General features: G+C 63.2%; 16 protein-coding genes. 10 read left to right on the top strand and 6 right to left on the bottom strand.

Annotated elements, in window-relative coordinates; genetic code table 11:
• Positions 1-37: 37 nt before the first annotated feature.
• The 3 genes from M5C56_RS04295 to M5C56_RS04285 form a co-directional block, all read right to left on the bottom strand.
• On the bottom strand, positions 38-913 hold the full coding sequence (locus M5C56_RS04295; RefSeq protein WP_103494764.1) for an alpha/beta hydrolase: 876 nt from the start codon (positions 911-913) through the stop codon (positions 38-40).
• Between the two features lie 199 nt (positions 914-1112).
• Positions 1113-2054, bottom strand: a complete 942-nt coding sequence (locus M5C56_RS04290; protein ID WP_103494765.1) for a DUF3829 domain-containing protein — start codon at positions 2052-2054, stop codon at positions 1113-1115.
• Entirely contained in the window at positions 2054-3691 is a 1638-nt protein-coding gene (locus M5C56_RS04285; RefSeq protein WP_103494766.1) for a J domain-containing protein, read from the bottom strand. Before M5C56_RS04285 ends, M5C56_RS04290 begins: the two co-directional genes overlap by 1 nt.
• Before the next feature lie 236 nt (positions 3692-3927).
• On the opposite strand from M5C56_RS04285, the gene M5C56_RS04280 reads away from it, so the two are divergent.
• The 6 genes from M5C56_RS04280 to M5C56_RS04255 all read left to right on the top strand — a co-directional run bounded on the left by M5C56_RS04280 (position 3928) and on the right by M5C56_RS04255 (position 10661).
• Positions 3928-4944 (top strand): AraC family transcriptional regulator, encoded by a 1017-nt coding sequence (locus M5C56_RS04280; RefSeq protein WP_103494767.1) that lies wholly within the window; start codon positions 3928-3930, stop codon positions 4942-4944.
• Positions 4945-5072: 128 nt separating this feature from the next.
• Positions 5073-6719: an AMP-binding protein gene (locus M5C56_RS04275; RefSeq protein WP_103494768.1), complete on the top strand. Its 1647-nt coding sequence runs from the start codon at positions 5073-5075 to the stop codon at positions 6717-6719.
• Between the two features lie 47 nt (positions 6720-6766).
• Entirely contained in the window at positions 6767-7534 is a 768-nt protein-coding gene (locus M5C56_RS04270; RefSeq protein ID WP_103494769.1) for an SDR family NAD(P)-dependent oxidoreductase, read from the top strand.
• 11 nt (positions 7535-7545) lie between these two features.
• Positions 7546-8736, top strand: coding sequence for an acetyl-CoA C-acyltransferase (locus tag M5C56_RS04265; protein ID WP_103494770.1), 1191 nt, complete (start codon positions 7546-7548; stop codon positions 8734-8736).
• An 8-nt stretch (positions 8737-8744) separates the two neighbouring features.
• Entirely contained in the window at positions 8745-9872 is a 1128-nt protein-coding gene (locus M5C56_RS04260) for an acyl-CoA dehydrogenase (protein WP_103494771.1), read from the top strand.
• Positions 9873-9887: 15 nt separating this feature from the next.
• A complete protein-coding gene (locus M5C56_RS04255) occupies positions 9888-10661 on the top strand; it encodes an enoyl-CoA hydratase (RefSeq protein WP_103494772.1) in 774 nt (257 codons plus the stop codon).
• Between the two features lie 76 nt (positions 10662-10737).
• Here M5C56_RS04255 and M5C56_RS04250 read toward each other — a convergent pair whose 3' ends face one another.
• Together M5C56_RS04250 and M5C56_RS04245 are read right to left on the bottom strand one after the other, a co-directional pair.
• Entirely contained in the window at positions 10738-11889 is a 1152-nt protein-coding gene (locus tag M5C56_RS04250) for an acyl-CoA dehydrogenase family protein (protein WP_103494773.1), read from the bottom strand.
• Positions 11890-11892: 3 nt separating this feature from the next.
• Entirely contained in the window at positions 11893-12999 is a 1107-nt protein-coding gene (locus tag M5C56_RS04245; protein ID WP_103494774.1) for an enoyl-CoA hydratase/isomerase family protein, read from the bottom strand.
• A 278-nt stretch (positions 13000-13277) separates the two neighbouring features.
• Between M5C56_RS04245 and M5C56_RS04240 the strand changes: the two genes are divergently transcribed.
• The 4 genes from M5C56_RS04240 (at position 13278) to M5C56_RS04225 (ending at position 17522) form a co-directional block, all read left to right on the top strand.
• Complete coding sequence (locus tag M5C56_RS04240) at positions 13278-13757, top strand: Lrp/AsnC family transcriptional regulator (RefSeq protein WP_103494775.1); 480 nt, start codon at positions 13278-13280, stop codon at positions 13755-13757.
• A gap of 256 nt (positions 13758-14013) precedes the next feature.
• Complete coding sequence (locus M5C56_RS04235; RefSeq protein ID WP_247263049.1) at positions 14014-15297, top strand: hypothetical protein; 1284 nt, start codon at positions 14014-14016, stop codon at positions 15295-15297.
• 111 nt (positions 15298-15408) lie between these two features.
• Positions 15409-15912 (top strand): hypothetical protein, encoded by a 504-nt coding sequence (locus tag M5C56_RS04230; RefSeq protein ID WP_103495338.1) that lies wholly within the window; start codon positions 15409-15411, stop codon positions 15910-15912.
• A gap of 98 nt (positions 15913-16010) precedes the next feature.
• Positions 16011-17522 (top strand): tyrosinase family protein, encoded by a 1512-nt coding sequence (locus M5C56_RS04225; RefSeq protein ID WP_103495337.1) that lies wholly within the window; start codon positions 16011-16013, stop codon positions 17520-17522.
• 41 nt (positions 17523-17563) lie between these two features.
• Here the strand turns inward: M5C56_RS04225 and M5C56_RS04220 are convergent, their stop codons facing one another.
• Positions 17564-19519 carry an acetoacetate--CoA ligase gene (locus M5C56_RS04220; protein WP_103495336.1) on the bottom strand — a complete coding sequence of 652 codons (1956 nt, stop codon included), beginning with the start codon at positions 19517-19519 and terminating at the stop codon, positions 17564-17566.
• Positions 19520-19577 lie beyond the last annotated feature (58 nt).

Genomic DNA, 19577 nt, shown 5'->3' with positions numbered 1-19577 from the left:
GGGGAAGGGGTGGATCAGGTCCTTTGCGTCAGGCTGTTCAGCGCAGGAAGGTCAGGACTTCGCCGAGCAGCTGTTCCGGGATTTCTTCGGCCAGGTAGTGCCCGCCGGGCAGGGCCTTGCCGCGTACGTCGGTAGCCACCTGCTGCCATTCGTGCAGCGGATTGAAGCAACGGCCGACAGTGCCTTCGGCGCCCCAGAGCGCCAGCAGCGGCATATTCAACTGGCGTCCGGCCTCGATATCGGCGCGGTCGTGTTCCAGGTCTACGGTGGCGCTGGCGCGGTAGTCTTCGCAGATGCCCCGGGCGCTGCCGGGCAGGCTGATGCAGCGCAGGTATTCGCTGAAGGCTTCGCCGGTAAAGGGCTTGAGGCCGGCACTGCGGCTGCCCATCACGCTGCGCAGGTATTGTTCCGGGTTGGCTTCGATCAGGGTTTCCGGCAGCGGTGCCGGACGGATCAGGAAGAACCAATGCCAGTAGGCGCGGGCAAAGGCTTCGTCGGTCTGGGTGTACATCGACAGGGTCGGGGCGATATCCAGCAACACCATGCGTTGCACCACCTGGGGATGGTCGAGGGCCAGGCGATGGGCAACGCGGGCGCCGCGGTCGTGGGCCAGGACCGAGAACTCGCTGAAACCCAGGGAGTCCATCAGGGCCACGCCGTCGCGACCCATCTCGCGCTTGGAGTAGTTGAGATGCTGTTCGTCGGCTGCAGGTCGGGCGCTGTCGCCATAGCCGCGCAGGTCGGCGGCGACTACGGTGAAGTGCTTGGCCAAGTCGCCTGCGATCTTGTGCCAGATGACGTGCGTCTGCGGGTGGCCGTGCAGCAGGAGCAGGCCCGGTCCGCTGCCGCCGATGCGGTAGGCAATGTCCACACCGTTGACGTGGCGCTGGTCTTTCTGGAATCCGGCGAACATGGAGTGACTCCTTATGATTGTTGCGTACATCCTAAGACCCACAGCGCACGGGGCAAGGCGCAAAGCGTGGTGCACTTGTTCATGAAGTGTGTTGTGGACGCAAGCAGGTGTTCGTCAGCGCCGAACTGTTTGCCCGGAGCGCCGACGAAACGTTGAAGCTGGTCGCCACCGGCAATGCGATCCTGTTGCCGGTAAAGGGCTAGAAGTCGATGTCTGCCTGTTTGTTGTAGAGGGCCAGCAGGACATCATAACGGTGCGTCACGTTCCAGAAGTCGTCGCTCAGCACGTGCGGTTCGGCGTGGTTGCGCCAGTCCGTCGCCAGTTGCTCCAGGGCGGTCTGGTAACGTTGCGCGGGCTCTTCCAGCAGGGACCACAGATCCTGAACGGGGCCTTTGCGGTGAGTGGCGGGGTGGCTGTCGCGATAGGTCTCGCCCGCTTGTCTGGCTTGGAGCAGGGCTTCGGATATAGCGGCCAGCAGAGGCAAGTCCAGCTTCTGGCGATTGGCAGCCTCGGTTAATTGGTCCGCAGTTTCCCGTGCTCGGATCATATAGTTCAACAAGTACCAGTGCAGGTCACGGCCTTGGCTCTGTTCCAACAGCTCCAACTGCTTGGGGCGCAATGTGAGCTCGAGGGATTCAAGTTCGCGGCGCATTGCTTCGGAGGCCGATAGAAACGCTTCGATCCTGTAGGCGTAGTCCTTGTCGTGCCGCGTGAGTGCCAGTGTGGCGTCTGGCGAGGAATCGCGTTGCAGCCCCTGATAACGTTCTAGCATGGCCCTGAATGTTGACGTGTAGTGACCGACGATCGGCCCGATCTGCCGAGTGCCTTCGACAATCCCAGACTTGAAAACGATGTCCGGTTTGCAGAAGTCTCGCAGTATCGCGTCGGGGTCATAACGTTGTATGTAAGGGAAGTCATCGCGTTGCTTGCTGGGCGGGGCTGCCCGGTCGAGCCGCCAGGGCACATCGGCCAGGTTGACGCACCGGATCAATGGCCGCAGCGCATTGGCTTCGGCCACTTCCTGGCTGCTGTGACGGTCGAGCCAGAGACCGAAGAGGCTCTGTTGCTGCTCGGTACCGATCAGCATATAGATGGCGCAAATGAGCAGCACGCCGAAGGTCATAAACCAACGCTGGTCCATCAGTGGGCCTCCTTGCCGTACCACTGTTCTTGTGTCGCTGGCGGGTGGCAGCTTTCGACAGTTGCCGGCATTCGGCTGCACAAGCGTTCGGGCCAAGGCTGCAGGCCATGGTTACGACCGGCGACGGTCAGGCTGTGAGCGGCATACAGTGCCAGCGTGCCCAACGTGACACTCAGCATCAGACCCCAGGCCAGCCACCAGGACGTCGGGTAGGTCGATGCTTTCTTTTGCTTTGCGCGGCTTTTCGCTGGACGGTCGAGCCAGGCCATCCCCAGCATTGCACCACCGTAGGCAAGAAGCGGAACGATGCCGAGCCAGGCACCGATGACGCCTGCTACCACCCAGCAGGGCAGCAGCTCACGCAGTACCAGTGGCGTAGGCCGGCGCGGGCTGAGTCCTGCCGACAGATGCTCGCTCAGGCGTTGGTCAAGCGTCCAGAGGGTGTCGGCCATACCAGGCCAGAACAACAACAGAATGCCGTTCAGCCCGCACAGCAGCAGCGACCAGAGCGCAATGGCGCTGGCGGTTTCGTTCAGCCCGTTGCCCGGCAGCAGATGGCGCTGCACCGCCGCCACGCCGCAGGCCAGCATCACGGCGGCGAAGCCGAGCCAACCGGTGCCAGGGGACTCCCATTCGCGCCAGAAAAAGGCATCGGCGCCGGGCAGCAGGCTTTGCAGTCGTGGATGGTTGGCCTGTATCGATCGGGCCAGTTGATGGCAGGCCTGCCAGTCTTCTTTATGGAAGCGGCGAGAGAAGTCGCGGCGTTGGGCCAGTGTCATATCGGCAAACAACAGCTGCGCTACCCGGTTGTCGGGGGTGTCCGGTGGCAGGCCGAGACGGTGTTGCTGGTTGGACAGGAAAGTTTCGCTGCGGCTGCGCTCCAGCAGGCGTGTCCAGTAGGGTTCCGGGCAGTTTGGCGTTAGGCTGCCGCTGTTCCAGTGATTGAGCTTGCAGACGGTGTTGAACAGCTTGGCCGACCAGAACGGGCTTTCCAGCAGCAACTTCGCCAGCAGCTCGTTGAGGCGCGCTCGCCGCTCCAGGCTCTTGAGCCAACCGAGCTGCTCCAGGTTGGAGTATTCGCGCCAGAATCCTTCGACATCCCCGCGCCCAAGCAGGCCCGCCAGGGGCTCTTCCAGGCTCTTGAACAGACGCTGATCGAGTTCGAGCAATGCTTGTTTCGGCAAGTCGGCGCGTTGCCAGGGGCTCAGCCACTGGAAATGCTCCAGCCCCCAGTGGGCGAGGGCCTGGAAGTCCTGCCCGGGCTCCAGGCAGCGCAGCAGCAGTTGTTCCTCGAACTCGCGCTGAGAGTAATAGAGGGTCGCCCGGGCAAAACGCTCGTCGAGCAAGGCCGGGGTGATGCCTTCGAGCAATTCGCTGGCAACCCGTTGTGCGGCGGTGGGGCCAGAGGGGAGGATAGGCAGGCCGGTTTCGGTAGAACGTAGGACCGCTTCGACGACAGGCGCCGGCTCCCACGCCTGCGGGTTCCAGTCGAGGGCCTGCTCGTAGGCTTCGCGTAGCCGCTGGAAGCCCTCCGGGTCGTCGTCCGGGCGGGTCTGTTTGAGCAGGGTCGCGTATTGGCGTTTGATGCTGCGGGTATCGGCGTCCGCTGGCAGCCCGAGAATTTCCCAGCAACTCATCGAGCGGACACCGAGCCTGGTCTCGACTCAGGAAAGTTGCCGCTGTGCGACGCTGTTACCACGACCATATCGAATAAAACTCCCTGGAAATGCGACTCCGTACTGGCGACGAATCATAACAACGCCGAGTCTATCGACGCTACGGCGGGTTTTATGAAGGGATCACGCTGGCTTTTTGCTCGGTGCTGCCTAAGATGGCCGTCAAAAGGATCAGCACAGGGCTTGAGTGACGGCCAATGTCGGAAAAAGACACCATCTCCATCCATCTGGTGCACGAGGCACTGTTGCAGAGTTGCGCCCCCGGTGCGGACACCGTGCAGGTGCTGGACAAGGTCGGGATCGACTCGACGCTGCTGGAACAGCCTGATGCCCGGGTGCCGGCCAGTGACTATGCGCGCTTGTGGCGCCTGTTGGCGCGGCGCAACGATGACGAATTCTTCGGCATGGACCCGCGCAAGCTGCGCGCTGGCAGTTTCGCCTACCTGTGCCGCGCCGGAATGGCGCAGCCGACGGTGACGGCCGGGCTGGACTCGGTGCTGGATTTCCTGTCGTTGATGCTTGAACGTCTGCCGGCTCAACTGGTGCGCCAGCAAAGCCTGGCGGAAATCGTCCTGCTGGAGCCGGAAGGCGAGGGGCGACGGCCGTTTACCTATTTCGCCTACTGGATGATCGTCCACGGCGTGGCCTGCTGGCTGGCCGGGCGGCGTATCCCGATCCTGGCCATCGAGCTGCGCTGCGCCGAACCGGATTACTGCGAGGACTATCGGGTGATGTTTTCCGAGAACCTGCGTTTTGACCGGCCGCGCACCCGGATGATCTTTTCCGCCGACTGCCTGGACCTGCCGATCAAGCGCAGTGCCGAGGAACTGCAACGCTTCCTGGCGCTGGCGCCGGCCAATATCCTGGTCAAGTACCGCGATGCCCAGAGCCTGGCCAGTCGGATCAAGCAGGACCTGCGCCAACAGCCGGCTGAAGACTGGCCGGAAACCGAAGGGCTGGCCGTGCAATTGTGCATGTCGGCCTCGACCCTGCGCCGGCGGCTGGCGGAAGAAGGGCAGACCTACCAGGGCCTCAAGGACAGCGTGCGCAAGGAGTGGGCGATTGCCTGGCTGGCGGAGCCGTCGATCAGCTTCGCCGAGATTGCCACCCGGCTAGGCTTCGCCGACGCCAGTTCGTTCTACAAGGCCTTTCGCAAATGGTCCGGGTCCAACCCGGGGCATTACCGCAGCCTGATCCTCAACGAGGCGCACTAGGCCGCTTATTGGCCAAACCAGTCAATCAGGTTGAAAGCTTTGACCATTGTCCCAAGTCCCTGACAGCGCGACTATTTCCAGGATTTTTCTACGGTTCCTTCCAATAACAAGACCGAGAGATTCTGGACATGCGCGACTATCAGACTGCCACTGCGGACTTCGATTATCAGCAAGCGGCCCAAGCGGGCCTGAAAGGGACTTTGACGGCGCTCAACGCCTGTGTCGAATGCTGCGACCGGTATGCCTTGCCGGGGCGCATCGCGCTGTTCTGGGAGGGCCGCGACGGCAGCAGTGCGATCTACACGTTCAGTGAATTACAGGACAAGGCCGCGCGTTTCGCCAATTTCCTGCTGACCCAGGGCGTGCGACGTGGCGACAAGGTCGCCGCGCTGTTGCCGCGTAATGTCGAACTCTTGATCACGCTGTTCGCCACCTGGCGCATCGGCGCCGTCTACCAGCCGCTGTTTACCGCTTTTGGCCCCAAGTCCATCGAACACCGCCTGGGCGGCTCCGGGGCCAAGCTGGTAGTCACCGACGTCGTTAACCGCGACAAACTCAGTGAAGTCGCCGACTGCCCGGCCATCGTCACGGTCGGCGGCCCCAAGGGGCAGGGCATCGTGCGTGGTGATTTCAGCTTCTGGGCCGAACTGGACAACTACCCGGCTTACTGCGAACCGGTGCTGCTCACCGGCGAAGACCCATTTCTGCTGATGTTCACCTCGGGCACCACCGGCCCGGCGAAACCCCTGGAAGTGCCGCTCAAGGCGATCATCGCCTTCCAGAACTACACCCGCGATGCGGTCGGCCTGCGTCCTGAAGATGCGTTCTGGAATGTCGCCGATCCGGGTTGGGCCTACGGCCTGTATTTCGGCATCACCGGGCCGCTGGGGATGGGTCACCCGATCACCTTCTACGATGGCCCGTTCACGGTGGAAAGCACCTGCCGGATCATCGAGAAATACGGCATCACCAACCTCACCGGATCACCTACCGCCTACCGGTTGCTGATTGCCGCCGGCGAAGCGTTCGCCAGCAAGGTCAAGGGTCGCCTGCGGGTGGTCAGCAGCGCCGGCGAGCCGCTGAACCCGGAGGTGATCCGCTGGTTCGCCGATAACCTGGGGGTGACCATTCTCGACCATTACGGCCAGACCGAAATGGGCATGGTGCTGTGCAATCACCACGGCCTTGAGCATCCGGTGCATATCGGCTCGGCGGGGTTCGCGTCGCCCGGGCATCGCATCGTGGTGCTGGACGAGCAGCAGCGCGAGTTGGATGTCGGGCAGCCGGGAATTCTCGCGCTGGATCGTTCCCAATCGCCGATGTTCTGGTTCAACGGCTACCAGGGGTTCGAGACCAAGGCTTTCGTTGGCCAGTACTACCTCAGCGGTGACACCGTGGAACTGAATCCGGACGGCAGCATCAGCTTTGTCGGGCGTAGCGATGATGTGATTACCACTTCGGGCTATCGGGTCGGCCCGTTCGATGTCGAAAGCGCCCTGGTGGAGCACCCGGCGGTGGTGGAGGCGGCGGTGGTCGGCAAGCCTTGCCCGGAGCGCACCGAGGTGGTGAAGGCCTTTGTCGTGCTCAGTGCGCGCTACCGTGCCGAGCCGCAGCTGGCCGAGGAGTTGCGCTTGCATGTGCGCAAGCGCCTGGCGGCCCATGCCTATCCACGGGAAATCGAATTCGTCGACGAGCTGCCCAAGACCCCGAGCGGCAAGTTGCAGCGTTTTATCTTGCGCAATCAGGAAATCGCCAAGGCCCAGGCCGCGACCTGAATACAGGTTCATCAGAATTATTGACGGTTTTAACGAAGGACACTGCAATGGACATTCAAGACAAGGCTTTCATGGTCAGCGGCGGGGCTTCCGGCCTCGGTGCGGCCACCGCTGAAATGCTGGTGGCCGCCGGCGCCAAGGTAATGCTGGTGGACCTCAATGCCGAGGCCGTCGCCGCCCAGGCAAAAAAGCTCGGCGCGCAAGCCCGTAGCGTGGTCGCGGACATCACCCAGGAAGCCCAGGCCCAGGCGGCGGTACAGGCTGCGGTCGAAGCCTTTGGCGGCTTGCATGGCCTGGTCAACTGCGCCGGTATCGTGCGCGGCGAGAAGATCCTCGGCAAGAACGGCCCGCACCTGCTGGAAAGCTTCAGCCAGGTGATCAATGTCAACCTGATCGGCAGCTTCAACCTGCTGCGCCTGGCTGCCGCGGCCATTGCCGAAACCGAGGCGAATGCCGACGGCGAGCGTGGGGTGATCATCAATACTGCCTCCGCCGCCGCCTATGACGGCCAGATCGGCCAGGCCGCCTACGCCGCGTCCAAGGGCGCCATTGTCAGCCTGACCCTGCCGGCGGCCCGTGAACTGGCACGTTTCGGCATCCGCGTCATGACCATCGCCCCAGGCATTTTCGAAACCCCGATGATGGCCGGCATGACCCCGGAAGTCCGCGCTTCGCTCGCGGCCGGCGTGCCGTTCCCGCCGCGCCTGGGCAAGCCCGGCGAGTACGCCGCACTGGTACGGCATATCATTGAAAACAGCATGCTCAATGGCGAGGTGATCCGTCTCGACGGTGCCTTGCGCATGGCCGCGAAATAGGAGAAACGATCATGACCAGCAACGATCCCATTGTTATCGTCAGTGCCGTACGCACCCCCATGGGCGGCTTCCAGGGCGACCTGAAAAGCCTCAGCGCGCCGCAACTGGGCGCCGCCGCGATCCGTGCCGCCGTCGAGCGCGCGGAACTGGCGTCGGACGAAGTCGAGCACGTGCTGTTCGGCTGCGTGCTGTCCGCCGGTCTCGGCCAGGCCCCGGCTCGCCAGGCGGCCCTCGGCGCCGGGCTGGACAAGTCGACCCGCTGCACCACCCTGAACAAGATGTGCGGTTCCGGCATGGAGGCGACCATCCTCGCCCACGACATGCTGGTGGCCGGCAGCGCCGAGGTGGTGGTGGCCGGCGGCATGGAAAGCATGTCCAACGCGCCGTACCTGCTGGACCGTGCCCGTAGCGGCTACCGCATGGGCCACGGCCAGGTGCTCGACCATATGTTCCTCGACGGCCTGGAAGATGCCTACGACAAGGGTCGCCTGATGGGCACCTTCGCCGAGGACTGCGCCGAGACCCACGGTTTCAGCCGTGAAACCCAGGACGCCTTTGCCGTGGCCTCACTGACCCGTGCGCAAGCCGCGATCAGCGAGGGCCGTTTCCGCGCGGAAATCGTGCCGCTGACGGTTACCGTGGGCAAGGAGCAGCGGCTGATCAGCGACGACGAACAGCCGCCCAAGGCCAAGCTGGACAAGATCGCCAGCCTGAAGCCGGCGTTCCGTCCGGGCGGTACGGTCACGGCGGCGAACTCCAGTTCGATTTCCGACGGCGCGGCGGCGTTGGTGCTGATGCGTCAGTCCGAAGCGCAGAAACGTGGTCTCACGCCCTTGGCTGTGATTCGCGGGCATGCGGCGTTCGCCGATACCCCCGGGCTGTTCCCGGTGGCACCAGTAGGCGCCATCCAGAAGTTGATGAAAAAAACCGGCTGGTCCCTGGATCAGGTCGATCGCTTTGAAATCAACGAAGCCTTCGCCGTGGTCACCCTGGTGACCATGCAGAAGCTGGAACTGCACCACGACAAGGTCAACGTCCACGGCGGCGCCTGTGCCCTGGGCCATCCGATCGGTGCGTCCGGCGCGCGGATTCTGGTGAGCCTGCTCTCGGCCCTGCGTCAGAACGGCCTGAAGCGCGGGGTCGCGGCCATTTGCATCGGCGGCGGTGAAGCCACGGCCATGGCCGTCGAGTGCCTGTACTAGGAGTTCCCATGCTACCCACCGATGAACAACAACAGATCGCCGAAGCGGCCCGGGATTTTTCCCAGGAACGCCTGAAACCCTTCGCCGCCGAATGGGACCGCGAGCACCGCTTTCCGAAGGAGGCCATAGGCGAAATGGCCGGGTTGGGCTTTTTCGGCATGCTGGTCCCGGAGCAGTGGGGTGGCTGCGACACCGGCTACCTGGCCTATGCCATGGCCCTGGAAGAAATCGCCGCCGGCGACGGTGCCTGCTCGACCATCATGAGCGTGCACAATTCGGTCGGCTGCGTGCCGATCCTCAAGTTCGGTACCGAGGAACAGAAAGCCCGTTTCCTGCCGCCACTGGCCAGCGGTGCCATGCTCGGCGCCTTCGCCCTGACCGAACCGCAAGCCGGCTCCGATGCCAGCGGCCTGAAGACTCGCGCCAGGCTTGAGGGCGACCACTACGTGCTCAACGGCTGCAAGCAGTTCATCACCTCCGGGCAGAACGCCGGGGTAGTGATCGTCTTCGCCGTGACCGATCCGGCCGCGGGCAAGCGTGGTATCAGTGCCTTTATCGTGCCCACGGACTCGCCGGGCTATATCGTCGCCCGGGTCGAGGACAAGCTCGGCCAGCATGCCTCCGACACCTGCCAGATCCTCTTCGAGGATGTGAAGGTGCCCGTGGCCAATCGCCTGGGCGAGGAGGGCGAGGGTTACCGCATCGCCCTGGCCAATCTGGAAGGTGGCCGGGTCGGTATCGCCGCGCAATCGGTGGGTATGGCCCGTGCCGCCTTCGAGGCCGCCCGCGACTATGCCCGCGAGCGGGAAAGCTTCGGCAAGGCGCTGATCGAGCACCAGGCCGTGGCGTTCCGCCTGGCGGACATGGCCACCCAGATCGCCGTGGCCCGGCAGATGGTGCATTACGCCGCCGCCCTGCGTGACAGTGGCAAGCCGGCGCTGGTGGAGGCCTCCATGGCCAAGCTGTTCGCGTCGGAAATGGCCGAGAAGGTCTGCTCCCAAGCCTTGCAAACCCTGGGGGGCTATGGCTATTTGAGCGACTTCCCGTTGGAGCGGATCTACCGCGACGTGCGGGTCTGCCAGATTTACGAAGGCACCAGTGACATTCAGCGCATGGTCATTTCGCGCAACCTGTGATCAAGGAATCTATCGATGAGTTATGAAACCATTCTGCTGGACATCAAGGACCGTGTCGGCCTGATTACCCTGAACCGCCCCCAGGCGCTCAACGCCCTGAATGCGCAGATCGTCAGCGAACTGAACCAGGCGCTGGACGCCCTGGAAGCCGATCCGAACATCGGTTGCATCGTCTTGACCGGCTCGAGAAAAGCTTTTGCGGCCGGGGCCGATATCAAGGAAATGGCCGAGCTGACCTACCCGCAGATCTACCTCGACGACCTGTTCAGCGACAGCGACCGGGTGGCCAACCGGCGCAAGCCGATTATCGCCGCGGTGTCCGGTTTTGCCTTGGGCGGCGGTTGCGAGCTGGCCCTGATGTGCGACTTTATCCTGGCCGCTGACAACGCCAAGTTCGGGCAGCCGGAAATCAACCTCGGCGTGCTGCCGGGCATGGGCGGCACCCAGCGCCTGACCCGCGCGGTGGGCAAGGCCAAGGCCATGGAAATGTGTCTGACCGGGCGCTTTATCGATGCGGTGGAAGCCGAGCGTTGCGGGATCGTGGCGCGGATCGTGCCGACCGATGAACTGCTTGAGGAAGCGCTGAAGGTCGCGGCGCTGATTGCCAGCAAATCGGTGCCGATCAGCATGATGGTCAAGGAAAGCGTCAACCGCGCCTTCGAGGTCAGCCTGTCGGAAGGTGTGCGTTTCGAGCGCCGGGTATTCCACGCGGCGTTCGCCACCCAGGATCAGAAGGAAGGCATGGCGGCGTTTATCGCCAAGCGTGAGGCGCAGTTCAAGGACAGTTGAGTCGCAGGATGATTGGGTAGGGTGGATGAGTGTGGCGAGCGGGCTTGCCCGCTCGCCATAAGGCCGTGCTCTGCAGTTACACCAGGTAGTGCTTCAGTTCCCGTGCGATCAGCATCCGCTGAATCTCACTGGACCCTTCATAGATCTGGGTGATCCGCGCATCGCGGTAATAGCGCTCCACCGGATAATCTTCCAGGTAGCCATAGCCACCATGAATCTGCATGGCCGAGGAGCAGACCTTCTCGGCCATTTCCGAGGCAAACAGCTTGGCCTGTGAAGCCTCCGACAAACACGGCCGCCCGGCACTGCGCAGGCGCGCCGCGTGCAGGATCAGCAGGCGTGAGGCATTGATCCGGGTGTGCATGTCGGCCAGCAGGTTGGCGATGCTCTGGTGCTCGATAATCGGCTTGTCGAACTGCACCCGTTCCCGGGCATAGGCCAGCGCCGCTTCGAATGCGGCCCGGGCAATGCCCAGCGCCTGGGCGGCGATACCGATACGACCGCCTTCCAGGTTCGACAGGGCAATGGCCAGGCCCTTGCCGCGTTCGCCCAGCAGGTTGGCTTCAGGCACGCGGCATTGATTGAGGGTCACCGCGCAGGTGTCGGAGGCGCGAATGCCCATCTTGTGTTCGGTACGGTCGACGATAAAACCCGGCGTATCGGTGGGCACCAGGAATGCCGAGAGGCCTTTCTTGCCCAACTCAGGATCAGTGACGGCAAATACAATCGCCAGCTCGGCGCGCTTGCCGTTGCTGACAAACTGTTTTGCGCCATTGATCACCCACTCGCCGTCCTTCAGTTCGGCCCGGGTCCGCAGGTTGTGGGCCTCGGAGCCGGCCTGGGGTTCGGTGAGGCAGAAGCAGCCGATGGCCTGGCCGGTGGCGAGGCGTTCCAGCCAGGTTTCTTTCTGGGCCTGGCTGCCGTAGTTGAGGACCGGTCCGCAGCCGACCGAGTTGTGAATGCTCATCAGGGCGCCGGTGGCACCGTCACCGGCGGAAATTTCTTCCACGGCCAGGGCGTAGGCCACGTAGTCGACATAGGTGCCGCCCCATTCCTCGGGCACCACCATGCCCAGCAGGCCCAACTCGCCCATCTTGGCGACCAGGCCGTCATCGATCCAGCCGGCCTTTTCCCAGGCCTGGGCATGGGGCGCGATCTCGCCGCGGGCGAAGTCCCGGGCCATGTCGCGGATCATCACTTGTTCTTCGCTCAGTTCGATATCGTGCATGCTTCAGTTCCCGCTCGTGTCGAGGCCATGGAAAAAGCTGGCGACCTGTTCGGCGTCCAGTTCGCGCAAGGTCGGTGGGTTCCAGCGGGGGGACTTGTCCTTGTCGATCAGCAGGGCGCGCACGCCTTCCATCAGGTCGCCACGGTCGAACCACTGGCGATCCAGGTGCAGTTCCAGGGCGAAACAGTCCTCCAGGCTCAGGTGGCGGCCACGGCGGAGCATTTCCAGGGTGACGGCCATGGCCAGGGGCGAGCGGCTCTCCAGCAGGTCGGCGGTTTCCCGAGCCCATTCATGGCTGTCGGCGACGGTCACTTCGCGCAGTTGCTCAACCATGCTCGGGACATCCGGCAGGGCGAAGAAGTGGTCGATGGCCGGGCGCAACGCGTCGAGCGGCGCATCGGGCAGGGTTTGCACGGCGAGTTTGGCCAGCAGGCCCTGGAGGTCCTTGAGCGGTGTTTCGTGCCACTGCAAGCGGTCGAGGCGTTCGTCCAGTTGGGCCAGTTTGTCGCTGGTCAGGTACCAGTCGGCCAGGTCGCAGTAGAGGGCGTCGGCGGCGCGGATCTGTACGCCGGCGACCCCCAGGTAGATGCCCAGTTCGCCGGGAATACGCGGCAGGAAATGGCTGCCGCCGACATCCGGGAAATAGCCGATGGCGACTTCCGGCATGGCCAGGCGACTGCGCTCGGTGACCACCCGCAGGTCGGCGCCTTGTACCAGGCCCATGCCGCCACCGAGGACAAAGCCGTCCATCAGCGCCAGCACCGGTTTGCGGTAGCGGTGGATCGCCAGGTCCAGGGCGTACTCCTCGACGAAGAAATCTTCGTGCAGGCGCCCGCCGCTCTGGTAGCTGTCATACAGCGAACGGATATCGCCGCCGGCACAGAAGGCCCGCTCACCGGCACCGCGCAAGACCACCGCGTTCACCTCGGGGTCGTGGGCCCAGGCGTCGAGCTGCTGCTGCAGGGCGCGGATCATGTCCAGGGTCAGGGCGTTGAGGCCGGCGGGGCGGTTGAGGGTCAGGTGACCGATATGGTTGCGCACGTCGGCCAGGACATCGGCGCCGGTGGTGTCGAGGTCCGGGGTGGCGGAGGATGAAACCCGAGCAGTCATTGCTAACTCCCTGCTTTTATTGTCTTTTTTGATGTGTTCGGCGGGCGAACGATACCCGATCGTAGCAGTGCAAATTTGCCGTGTACAACCCGAATATTCGCAGGTCGAATCTGCATTTTTGCCTGGATCGATTCGGTGTGCAGATGCCGCCCCTAGACCTTAGTCGTGCCTGGGCTTCAACGCGAACAAGGCCGTACAATGCGCGGATGCAGGACCCCGCGCAAAGCAGACGACTGCAAGCGTTTCTCTCTGACCGTTTGAAGTGAGGCAAGCCATTTATGGCGGATGTTCGTGACCTGTCGATCATTCTGGATCGTATCGACCAGGCAATTATCGAGGTGCTGCGCCACGATGGGCGTATCACCTACCAGAAGCTCTCCGAACGTGTGCACCTGACCCCCCGACCTTGCCTGGAACGGGTGCGCAAGCTGGAGCAGTTGGGTGTGATCCGCGGCTATGGGGCGATTATCGACGAGAAGAAACTCTCGGCGGGGTTGTCGCTGCTGGTGCTGGTGGCGTTGTCGAACCAGAGCGGGCGGGCGGCGCAGAAGGCCTTCGAGGCCAAGACCCGAGACTGCCCTCAGGTGCTGGAGTGTCACTTGATCAGCGGTGCGTTCGACTACAGCCTGCGCATGCGTTGCCGCGACATGGAGCATTATCGGGTCCTGACGGAAACCTGGCTGGAAGACCCGGAGCTGCATATCGACAAATTGGTCAGTCATCCCGAGTTGGCCATGGTCAAGACTTCGATGGAATAGCGGGTGGTGCCTGGCGGGGGATCGCGTCGAAAAACCTGTCGATCAACCGTCATCTGCCAACCCTGTTCTTGGCCTGAAAGTGTTTCGGATGCCCGGGGGAATGAAAAAGGGCTGCAAAGTCAGTGTTCTGGCTCGAAAAAGCGGTAGAACTGTCATTTCTGACAGTTGTGGGGCGCGGCGATGAACGATTGAATAGCCGGCAGCCCCACCTGCCGGCACGGTATGGAAGGGCGCCACTCCCAGGGAGGACCCGCTCATGATACTGGAGGAACTGCGAGGCTATCGACTTGGCCAGGCGGGCGAAGCGGATTCGACGTTTGGGCAGTCGGGTACGGTCAGGTTGCAGTTCCCCGGTTGTCTGTCGAGCCTGGCCAATGACGTAGTGGCCTGTGCCGATGGCAAGGTCCTGGTGGCACTCAAAGTGGGTTTTGCCGACGGTTGCCGTTTTGGTCTGGCCCGCCTGCATGAGGATGGTGCGCCGGACGCTTCCTTCGGTGACGGCGGTTTTGTCTGCGGTAGCTTCCAAGCCGGTATCGAGGCCATGGCCAGTAGCGTGCAGTTGCTCGCCGATGGACGTATCCTGCTGTTCGGCCTGCACTACCTGGACGACGAGCATACCTTGCCGGGCGTGGCGCGGTTTGACGCCGATGGACGCCTGGATCCGACCTTCGGCGACCAGGGCGTGAAGGTGCTGCGCTTGCCCGGCGGCCTCGCCGAGGGCCCGCGGGACGGCTGGTTACCACCAGGCCTGCCGGGCGTCGAGGCCTGCGCGGGCGTGGTGCAGGAGGACGGCAAGATCCTGCTGATCGCCAACCACACCTACACCTTCGCCGACTATGTCGGATTATTGATCCGTCTTCAGCCCGACGGCACCCTGGACCCGGCGTTCAACGGGCGGGGGTTTGTCGTGGTGCGGCATTTGTTGATGAACTCCTGGCTGAGCTGCGTCCGGGTCCAGGTCGACGGCAAGATCCTGGTGGGTGGCTCGGTGGGCTTTCCCCAGTTGGGACTGATGGTGCGCTACGAGGCCGACGGTCGTCTCGATCATGACTTTGGCGACCTGGGGTTTCTCTCGTTCGGCTTTGCCGGGGCCAGCTCCCTGGTAACAAACCTGGCGGCTGGCAATGAAGGGCGACTGCTCTGTGTCGGCAACCGTTTCAATCCCATGCGCGGTGCCTTGCAGGGGTTCAGCGCCCACGGCGGCATGGACTCCGGTTTTAATGATGCGGATGCGGCGATGCTTGAGCTCGATACCCCGGGCAGTCTTTGGGCCGACCTCGTGGTCCAGGCCGACGGATCGATTCTGGTGGCGGGCTCGACGCTGATGGGCTTTGGCTCGGACTTTGTACTGGCGCGTTACCTGGCCGACGGCCAACTGGACCGGGACTTCGCCGGTGGGCGCGGCTGGGTGCGTACGAGCCTGGGCCACAGCCTGGACACTGTCACCAGCCTGGCGGTGCAGGACGATGGGCGGATCCTGGTGGCCGGCCATTCGTTGTTCGGCAGTTTCAGGGCAGTGGTGTTGCGTTACCGGGGCTGATGGGCCTGCACGGGCACACGACCGTTGGGCTGCCAGATCGTTGCGCGGGCATGGGGGTGCCATAGTAAAGAGCAGCGGATGTAAAAAAACGCTCTGTTTTGGAAGGTGGGTATGTGGCGTTTCAGCCTGTTGTTTGGCGTGATCCTCGCGTTGTCTTCTACGGCTTGGGCGGACGATATGCTCTATGATGTTGTGCAGCCGGTCGAACTCGGCGTCGGAAGGACGCAGGTCGAATTGCAGGCATCGATGCCCACTGATCAAGGGTTGGCGTCCTGGATGGGGCGAGGGCCGTTGGTCCTGGCCTTGTCCGGTATCTGGGCGGCCGAGGCGCCGGCGGTCGCCTATCATCTCTACCTTGATTTGCCGCGGGACAGCATTCCCGGCGTTGATGATCCCGGCTACCTGGGGGGGCTGAATTTTTACGACACCCCCGACCGCTACGTGGCCGAGAATCCCAAACGGCTCAGCTTTCTGCTCGACCAGGCGCTGGTCCGCTTGCGCGATGCCGGGCGGTTGACGCAGCCGCCTACCTTGACCTTCATTCCTGTGCGCCCCGAAGAGCCGGGCTATTCGCCGCGGGTCGAGCATATTTCGATCATCATGACATCTGACTGATGTAAAGGTTCCCACTTTTCTGGAGGAAAACCCCTTCGCTGCTACTCTGAGCGTGCTGTTGATTGTGGAGATCAATTCGTACGGCTCAAGGAGTGAATATGACTGTCAGTCGAAGGAAGGTGCTGAAAGCAGGGCTGGTGGGCGGTGGGATGGCGATGCTGCCGTTCGGTCTTATGAAAAACGCCTGGGCGGCCCCAGGCAAGACCCTGGTGCGTTACAACGTGCTGTCCCAGGAAGGGCAGAAGATGTTGGCGATTTATGCCGATGCCGTGAAGAAGATGATGGCCAAGGATCCCAGGGATCCGCTGTCCTGGACCTTCCAGTGGTACACCCATGCCATGCCCGGCGATCGACCCAAGGCGGAGACCATCGAGAAGATGTACGGCCCCGGTAGCAGTCCGAACAAGGAGTTGGCGAAGGCCATGTGGTGGACCTGCGAGCCCCACGCCAGCAAGGGTGTCAATTCCAATGCCTTTCTGCCGTGGCACCGTATGTATGTGTTGTATTTCGAGCAGATTATCCGCGCTGTTTCGGGCCGGCCCGATTTCACACTGCCGTACTGGGACTATACCGGTCCCTACAGCGCCAGCGGCAACAACTACAGTGTCATGCCCAAGCAGTTTCTGCTGGAGAAGGACCCCGTCTGGGGGCCCCTGTATCGTCCCGATCGCAACCCGGGGTCGAATGCGGGTAAACCCGTGGTCGATGCGGGTAACCCGCTCGACTTGTCCTGCATGAAATGGCCCAACTACGCTGACAAGGGTACGGTGGCGGGGTTCTGTTCCAACATCAATGGCAACCCCCACGGCGCCCTGCATGGCGATGTCGGCAATCAGAAAGGCATGGGCCAGGTCCCTTGGGCGGCGAACGATCCGATTTTCTGGCTGCACCATGCCAATATCGACCGTATCTGGGCCAGTTGGAACAAGAGCGGCGGAAAGAACCCCAATGACAGTGCCTTCCTGAACGAGACCTGGGTCTTTGCCGATGGGGCGGGCAAGGGCATCAAGGTCAAGGTGTCGGAAGTGCTCGACACGACGACCCTGGCCTATCCCTACGTTTATGCGGAGTATGCCGAGCGTCCCAAGGGCAGCCTGCCGTTTCCCTCCGCTCAGAAAAACTTCCAGCTGCGTGCCGAGAGTGTCGCACCTGGCGCCACGGCCAAGGCGATCGCCTTGGGTGGAAAGGCCACCAGCGTGGCCTTGCAGGTGCCCGTCGCCGTCAATGCGCTCAAGCAATCCTTTGGTGCGCAGCTCAAGGCGCTGCCTTCCAACAGTGTCTACGCCTTGTCGTTCGATGCCATCGACGCGAACGGAGAGCCAGGCAACAACTACCTGGTCTATCTGGGGTTGCCGGCCGGGGCCGCGCCGACACCGGAGTATCTGGTGGGCGGCATCAGTATGTTCGGGGTGGGTATGCAGGGCATGCATGGCGGGCATCATGCCTCTTCCACGCGTGTGAGCTTCCTGGTCGGCGAGCGCATACACGGGCTGCTCGCCGCAGGGGGACTGGAGGCCGCGCCCACGGTGACCCTGGTGCCCATCGGTGAGCCAAATCCGGGCACCGAGCCGACGATTGGCAGCATCACATTGCAGTCCCTGGCGGTCTAGCACGTTGGCAGGAGCCGGTCAGCCGGCTCCTGTCGTATGCGTCAGGACTGGAGCTCCGTCCTATCTCTGAACTGCTCCAGCGCCTCGGGATTGGCCAGGGCGTCGGTGTTTTTCACCGCCAACCCGTGCACTACGTTACGCACCGCCAGTTCCACGATCTTGCCGCTGAGGGTGCGCGGAATGTCCGTGACCGCGAGGATCTTCGCCGGCACATGTCGTGGCGTGGTGTTGGCGCGGATCACCTGGCGGATCTGTTGCTCCAGGGCCTCGTCCAGTTCGACGCCCTCGCGCAGACGGACGAACAGCACCACCCGCACATCGCTCTGCCATTGCTGGCCTATGGCGATGCTCTCCAGCACCGGTTCAACCTTTTCCACCTGCCGATAGATTTCCGCCGTGCCGATGCGCACGCCGCCGGGGTTGAGCACGGCGTCGGAGCGACCATGGATCACCATCCCGCCGTCGGCGAATTCTTCGGCATAGTCGCCCTGGGCCCAGACTCCGGGAAACTGGCTGAAATAGGAGGCCTTGAGCTTCTCGCCCTGGGGGTCGTTCCACAAACCCACCGGTATGGCCGGAAAGTGCCGGGTGCAGACCAGCTCGCCTTTGGCATCGAGCACCGGCTGGCCGTTGTCGTCCCAGACCTCCACCGCCATGCCCAGGCTCTTGCTCTGCATCCGGCCACGCACCACGGGCAGTGTCGGGTTTCCGCTGACGAAGCAGGAAACGATATCGGTGCCGCCGGACATGGAGGACAGGCAGAGCTCCTCCTTGATCTGGCGATAGACGTAGTCGTAGCTGCGCAGCGACAACGGTGAGCCGGTGCACAGCAGGGTTTTCAAACTGTCCAGCCGATGGCTCTGGCGTGGTACGAGCCCGGCGTCCTCCAGGGCGGCGAGGTATTTGGGGCTGGTGCCGAAGGCACTGATGCCTTCGCTGTCGATCAGGTCCAGCAGGCGTTGCGGGCGGGGGTGGAACGGCGAGCCGTCGTAGAGCACCAGGGTGGCGCCGACCGCGAGGCCCGAGACCAGCCAGTTCCACATCATCCAGCCACAGGTGGTGTAGTAGAACAGGCAGTCGTCACGGCCCAGGTCGACATGCAGGCCGTGCTCCTTGAGGTGTTGCAGCAAAACCCCGCCGGTGCTGTGAACGATGCACTTGGGCACCCCGGTGGTGCCGCTGGAATAGAGGATGTAGAGCGGATGAGCAAACGGCACGGGAGTGAATTCGGGATCGCCGCCGGCCTGGTAGAAGTTGTTCCATAGCGCCACGTTGGCCTGGGTGCGGAAGTCTTCGGCGCGCGCTTCGGGACGGGCGTAAGGGACGATCACCAGTTGCTGCAAGCCGGGCAGGCGTTCGAGGATTTCGTTGAGCTTGGCGGTCTGGTCGATCAGCTTGCCGGCATAACGATAGCCGGCGCAGGTGATCAGCACCTTGGGTTCGATCTGGCCGAAGCGGTCGATCACGCCCTGGGTGCCGAAGTCCGGCGAGGAGCAGGACCAGATCGCCCCGAGGCTGGTGGTGGCGAGCATGCCCACCAGGGTTTGCCAGGTGTTGGGCATGCAGGCGGCGACCCGGTCGCCGAGGCCGACACCGGCGGCCCGCAGGCTTTTTTGCAAACCCGCGACCTGGGCGGCGAGTTCGCCGTGGGTCAGGGTCTCCCGACGTCCGTCTTCGCTGACGGCGACCACGGCCAGGTGTTCGTCGCGGCGGCGCAGCAGGTGTTCGGCGAAGTTCAGGGTGGCCCCGGGGAACCACTGGGCGCTGGGCATCTGCGGGCCTTCGTGCAGTACCGCGCTGGCCGGGCTGTGGAATTCGACGTCGAAGAAGTCGACGATGGCCTGCCAGAAGTCCTCCCGGCGCTCGATGCTGAAGCGGTGCAGGGCGGGGTAGTCGTCCAGTTGCAGGTCGTGGCGATGATTGACGAAGCGCCGGAACGCTTCGATCCGGGTCTTGCTGACACGCTCGGCGTCGGGGCGCCAGAGGACTTCGGCCATGGTCTTTACCTTGTTTTTTTCGAACCGGTCTTTGGCAGCGCACGATCATTGTGGGAGC

Source organism: Pseudomonas sp. MWU13-2862 (assembly GCF_023242495.1).
GTDB lineage: Bacteria > Pseudomonadota > Gammaproteobacteria > Pseudomonadales > Pseudomonadaceae > Aquipseudomonas > Aquipseudomonas gingeri_D.
The sequence above is the reverse complement of the archived record's forward strand: the minus strand, read 5'-3'. Positions and strand labels throughout refer to the sequence as shown.

Coding starts and splice junctions, on each gene's coding strand:
- M5C56_RS04265 (WP_103494770.1), top strand. CDS start 7,546: ATGACCAGCAACGATCCCATTGTTATCGTCAGTGCCGTACGCACCCCC.
- M5C56_RS04240 (WP_103494775.1), top strand. CDS start 13,278: ATGGCGGATGTTCGTGACCTGTCGATCATTCTGGATCGTATCGACCAG.
- M5C56_RS04280 (WP_103494767.1), top strand. CDS start 3,928: ATGTCGGAAAAAGACACCATCTCCATCCATCTGGTGCACGAGGCACTG.
- M5C56_RS04245 (WP_103494774.1), bottom strand. CDS start 12,999: ATGACTGCTCGGGTTTCATCCTCCGCCACCCCGGACCTCGACACCACC.
- M5C56_RS04220 (WP_103495336.1), bottom strand. CDS start 19,519: ATGGCCGAAGTCCTCTGGCGCCCCGACGCCGAGCGTGTCAGCAAGACC.
- M5C56_RS04235 (WP_247263049.1), top strand. CDS start 14,014: ATGATACTGGAGGAACTGCGAGGCTATCGACTTGGCCAGGCGGGCGAA.
- M5C56_RS04250 (WP_103494773.1), bottom strand. CDS start 11,889: ATGCACGATATCGAACTGAGCGAAGAACAAGTGATGATCCGCGACATG.
- M5C56_RS04260 (WP_103494771.1), top strand. CDS start 8,745: ATGCTACCCACCGATGAACAACAACAGATCGCCGAAGCGGCCCGGGAT.
- M5C56_RS04255 (WP_103494772.1), top strand. CDS start 9,888: ATGAGTTATGAAACCATTCTGCTGGACATCAAGGACCGTGTCGGCCTG.
- M5C56_RS04230 (WP_103495338.1), top strand. CDS start 15,409: ATGTGGCGTTTCAGCCTGTTGTTTGGCGTGATCCTCGCGTTGTCTTCT.
- M5C56_RS04285 (WP_103494766.1), bottom strand. CDS start 3,691: ATGAGTTGCTGGGAAATTCTCGGGCTGCCAGCGGACGCCGATACCCGC.
- M5C56_RS04290 (WP_103494765.1), bottom strand. CDS start 2,054: ATGGACCAGCGTTGGTTTATGACCTTCGGCGTGCTGCTCATTTGCGCC.
- M5C56_RS04270 (WP_103494769.1), top strand. CDS start 6,767: ATGGACATTCAAGACAAGGCTTTCATGGTCAGCGGCGGGGCTTCCGGC.
- M5C56_RS04295 (WP_103494764.1), bottom strand. CDS start 913: ATGTTCGCCGGATTCCAGAAAGACCAGCGCCACGTCAACGGTGTGGAC.
- M5C56_RS04275 (WP_103494768.1), top strand. CDS start 5,073: ATGCGCGACTATCAGACTGCCACTGCGGACTTCGATTATCAGCAAGCG.
- M5C56_RS04225 (WP_103495337.1), top strand. CDS start 16,011: ATGACTGTCAGTCGAAGGAAGGTGCTGAAAGCAGGGCTGGTGGGCGGT.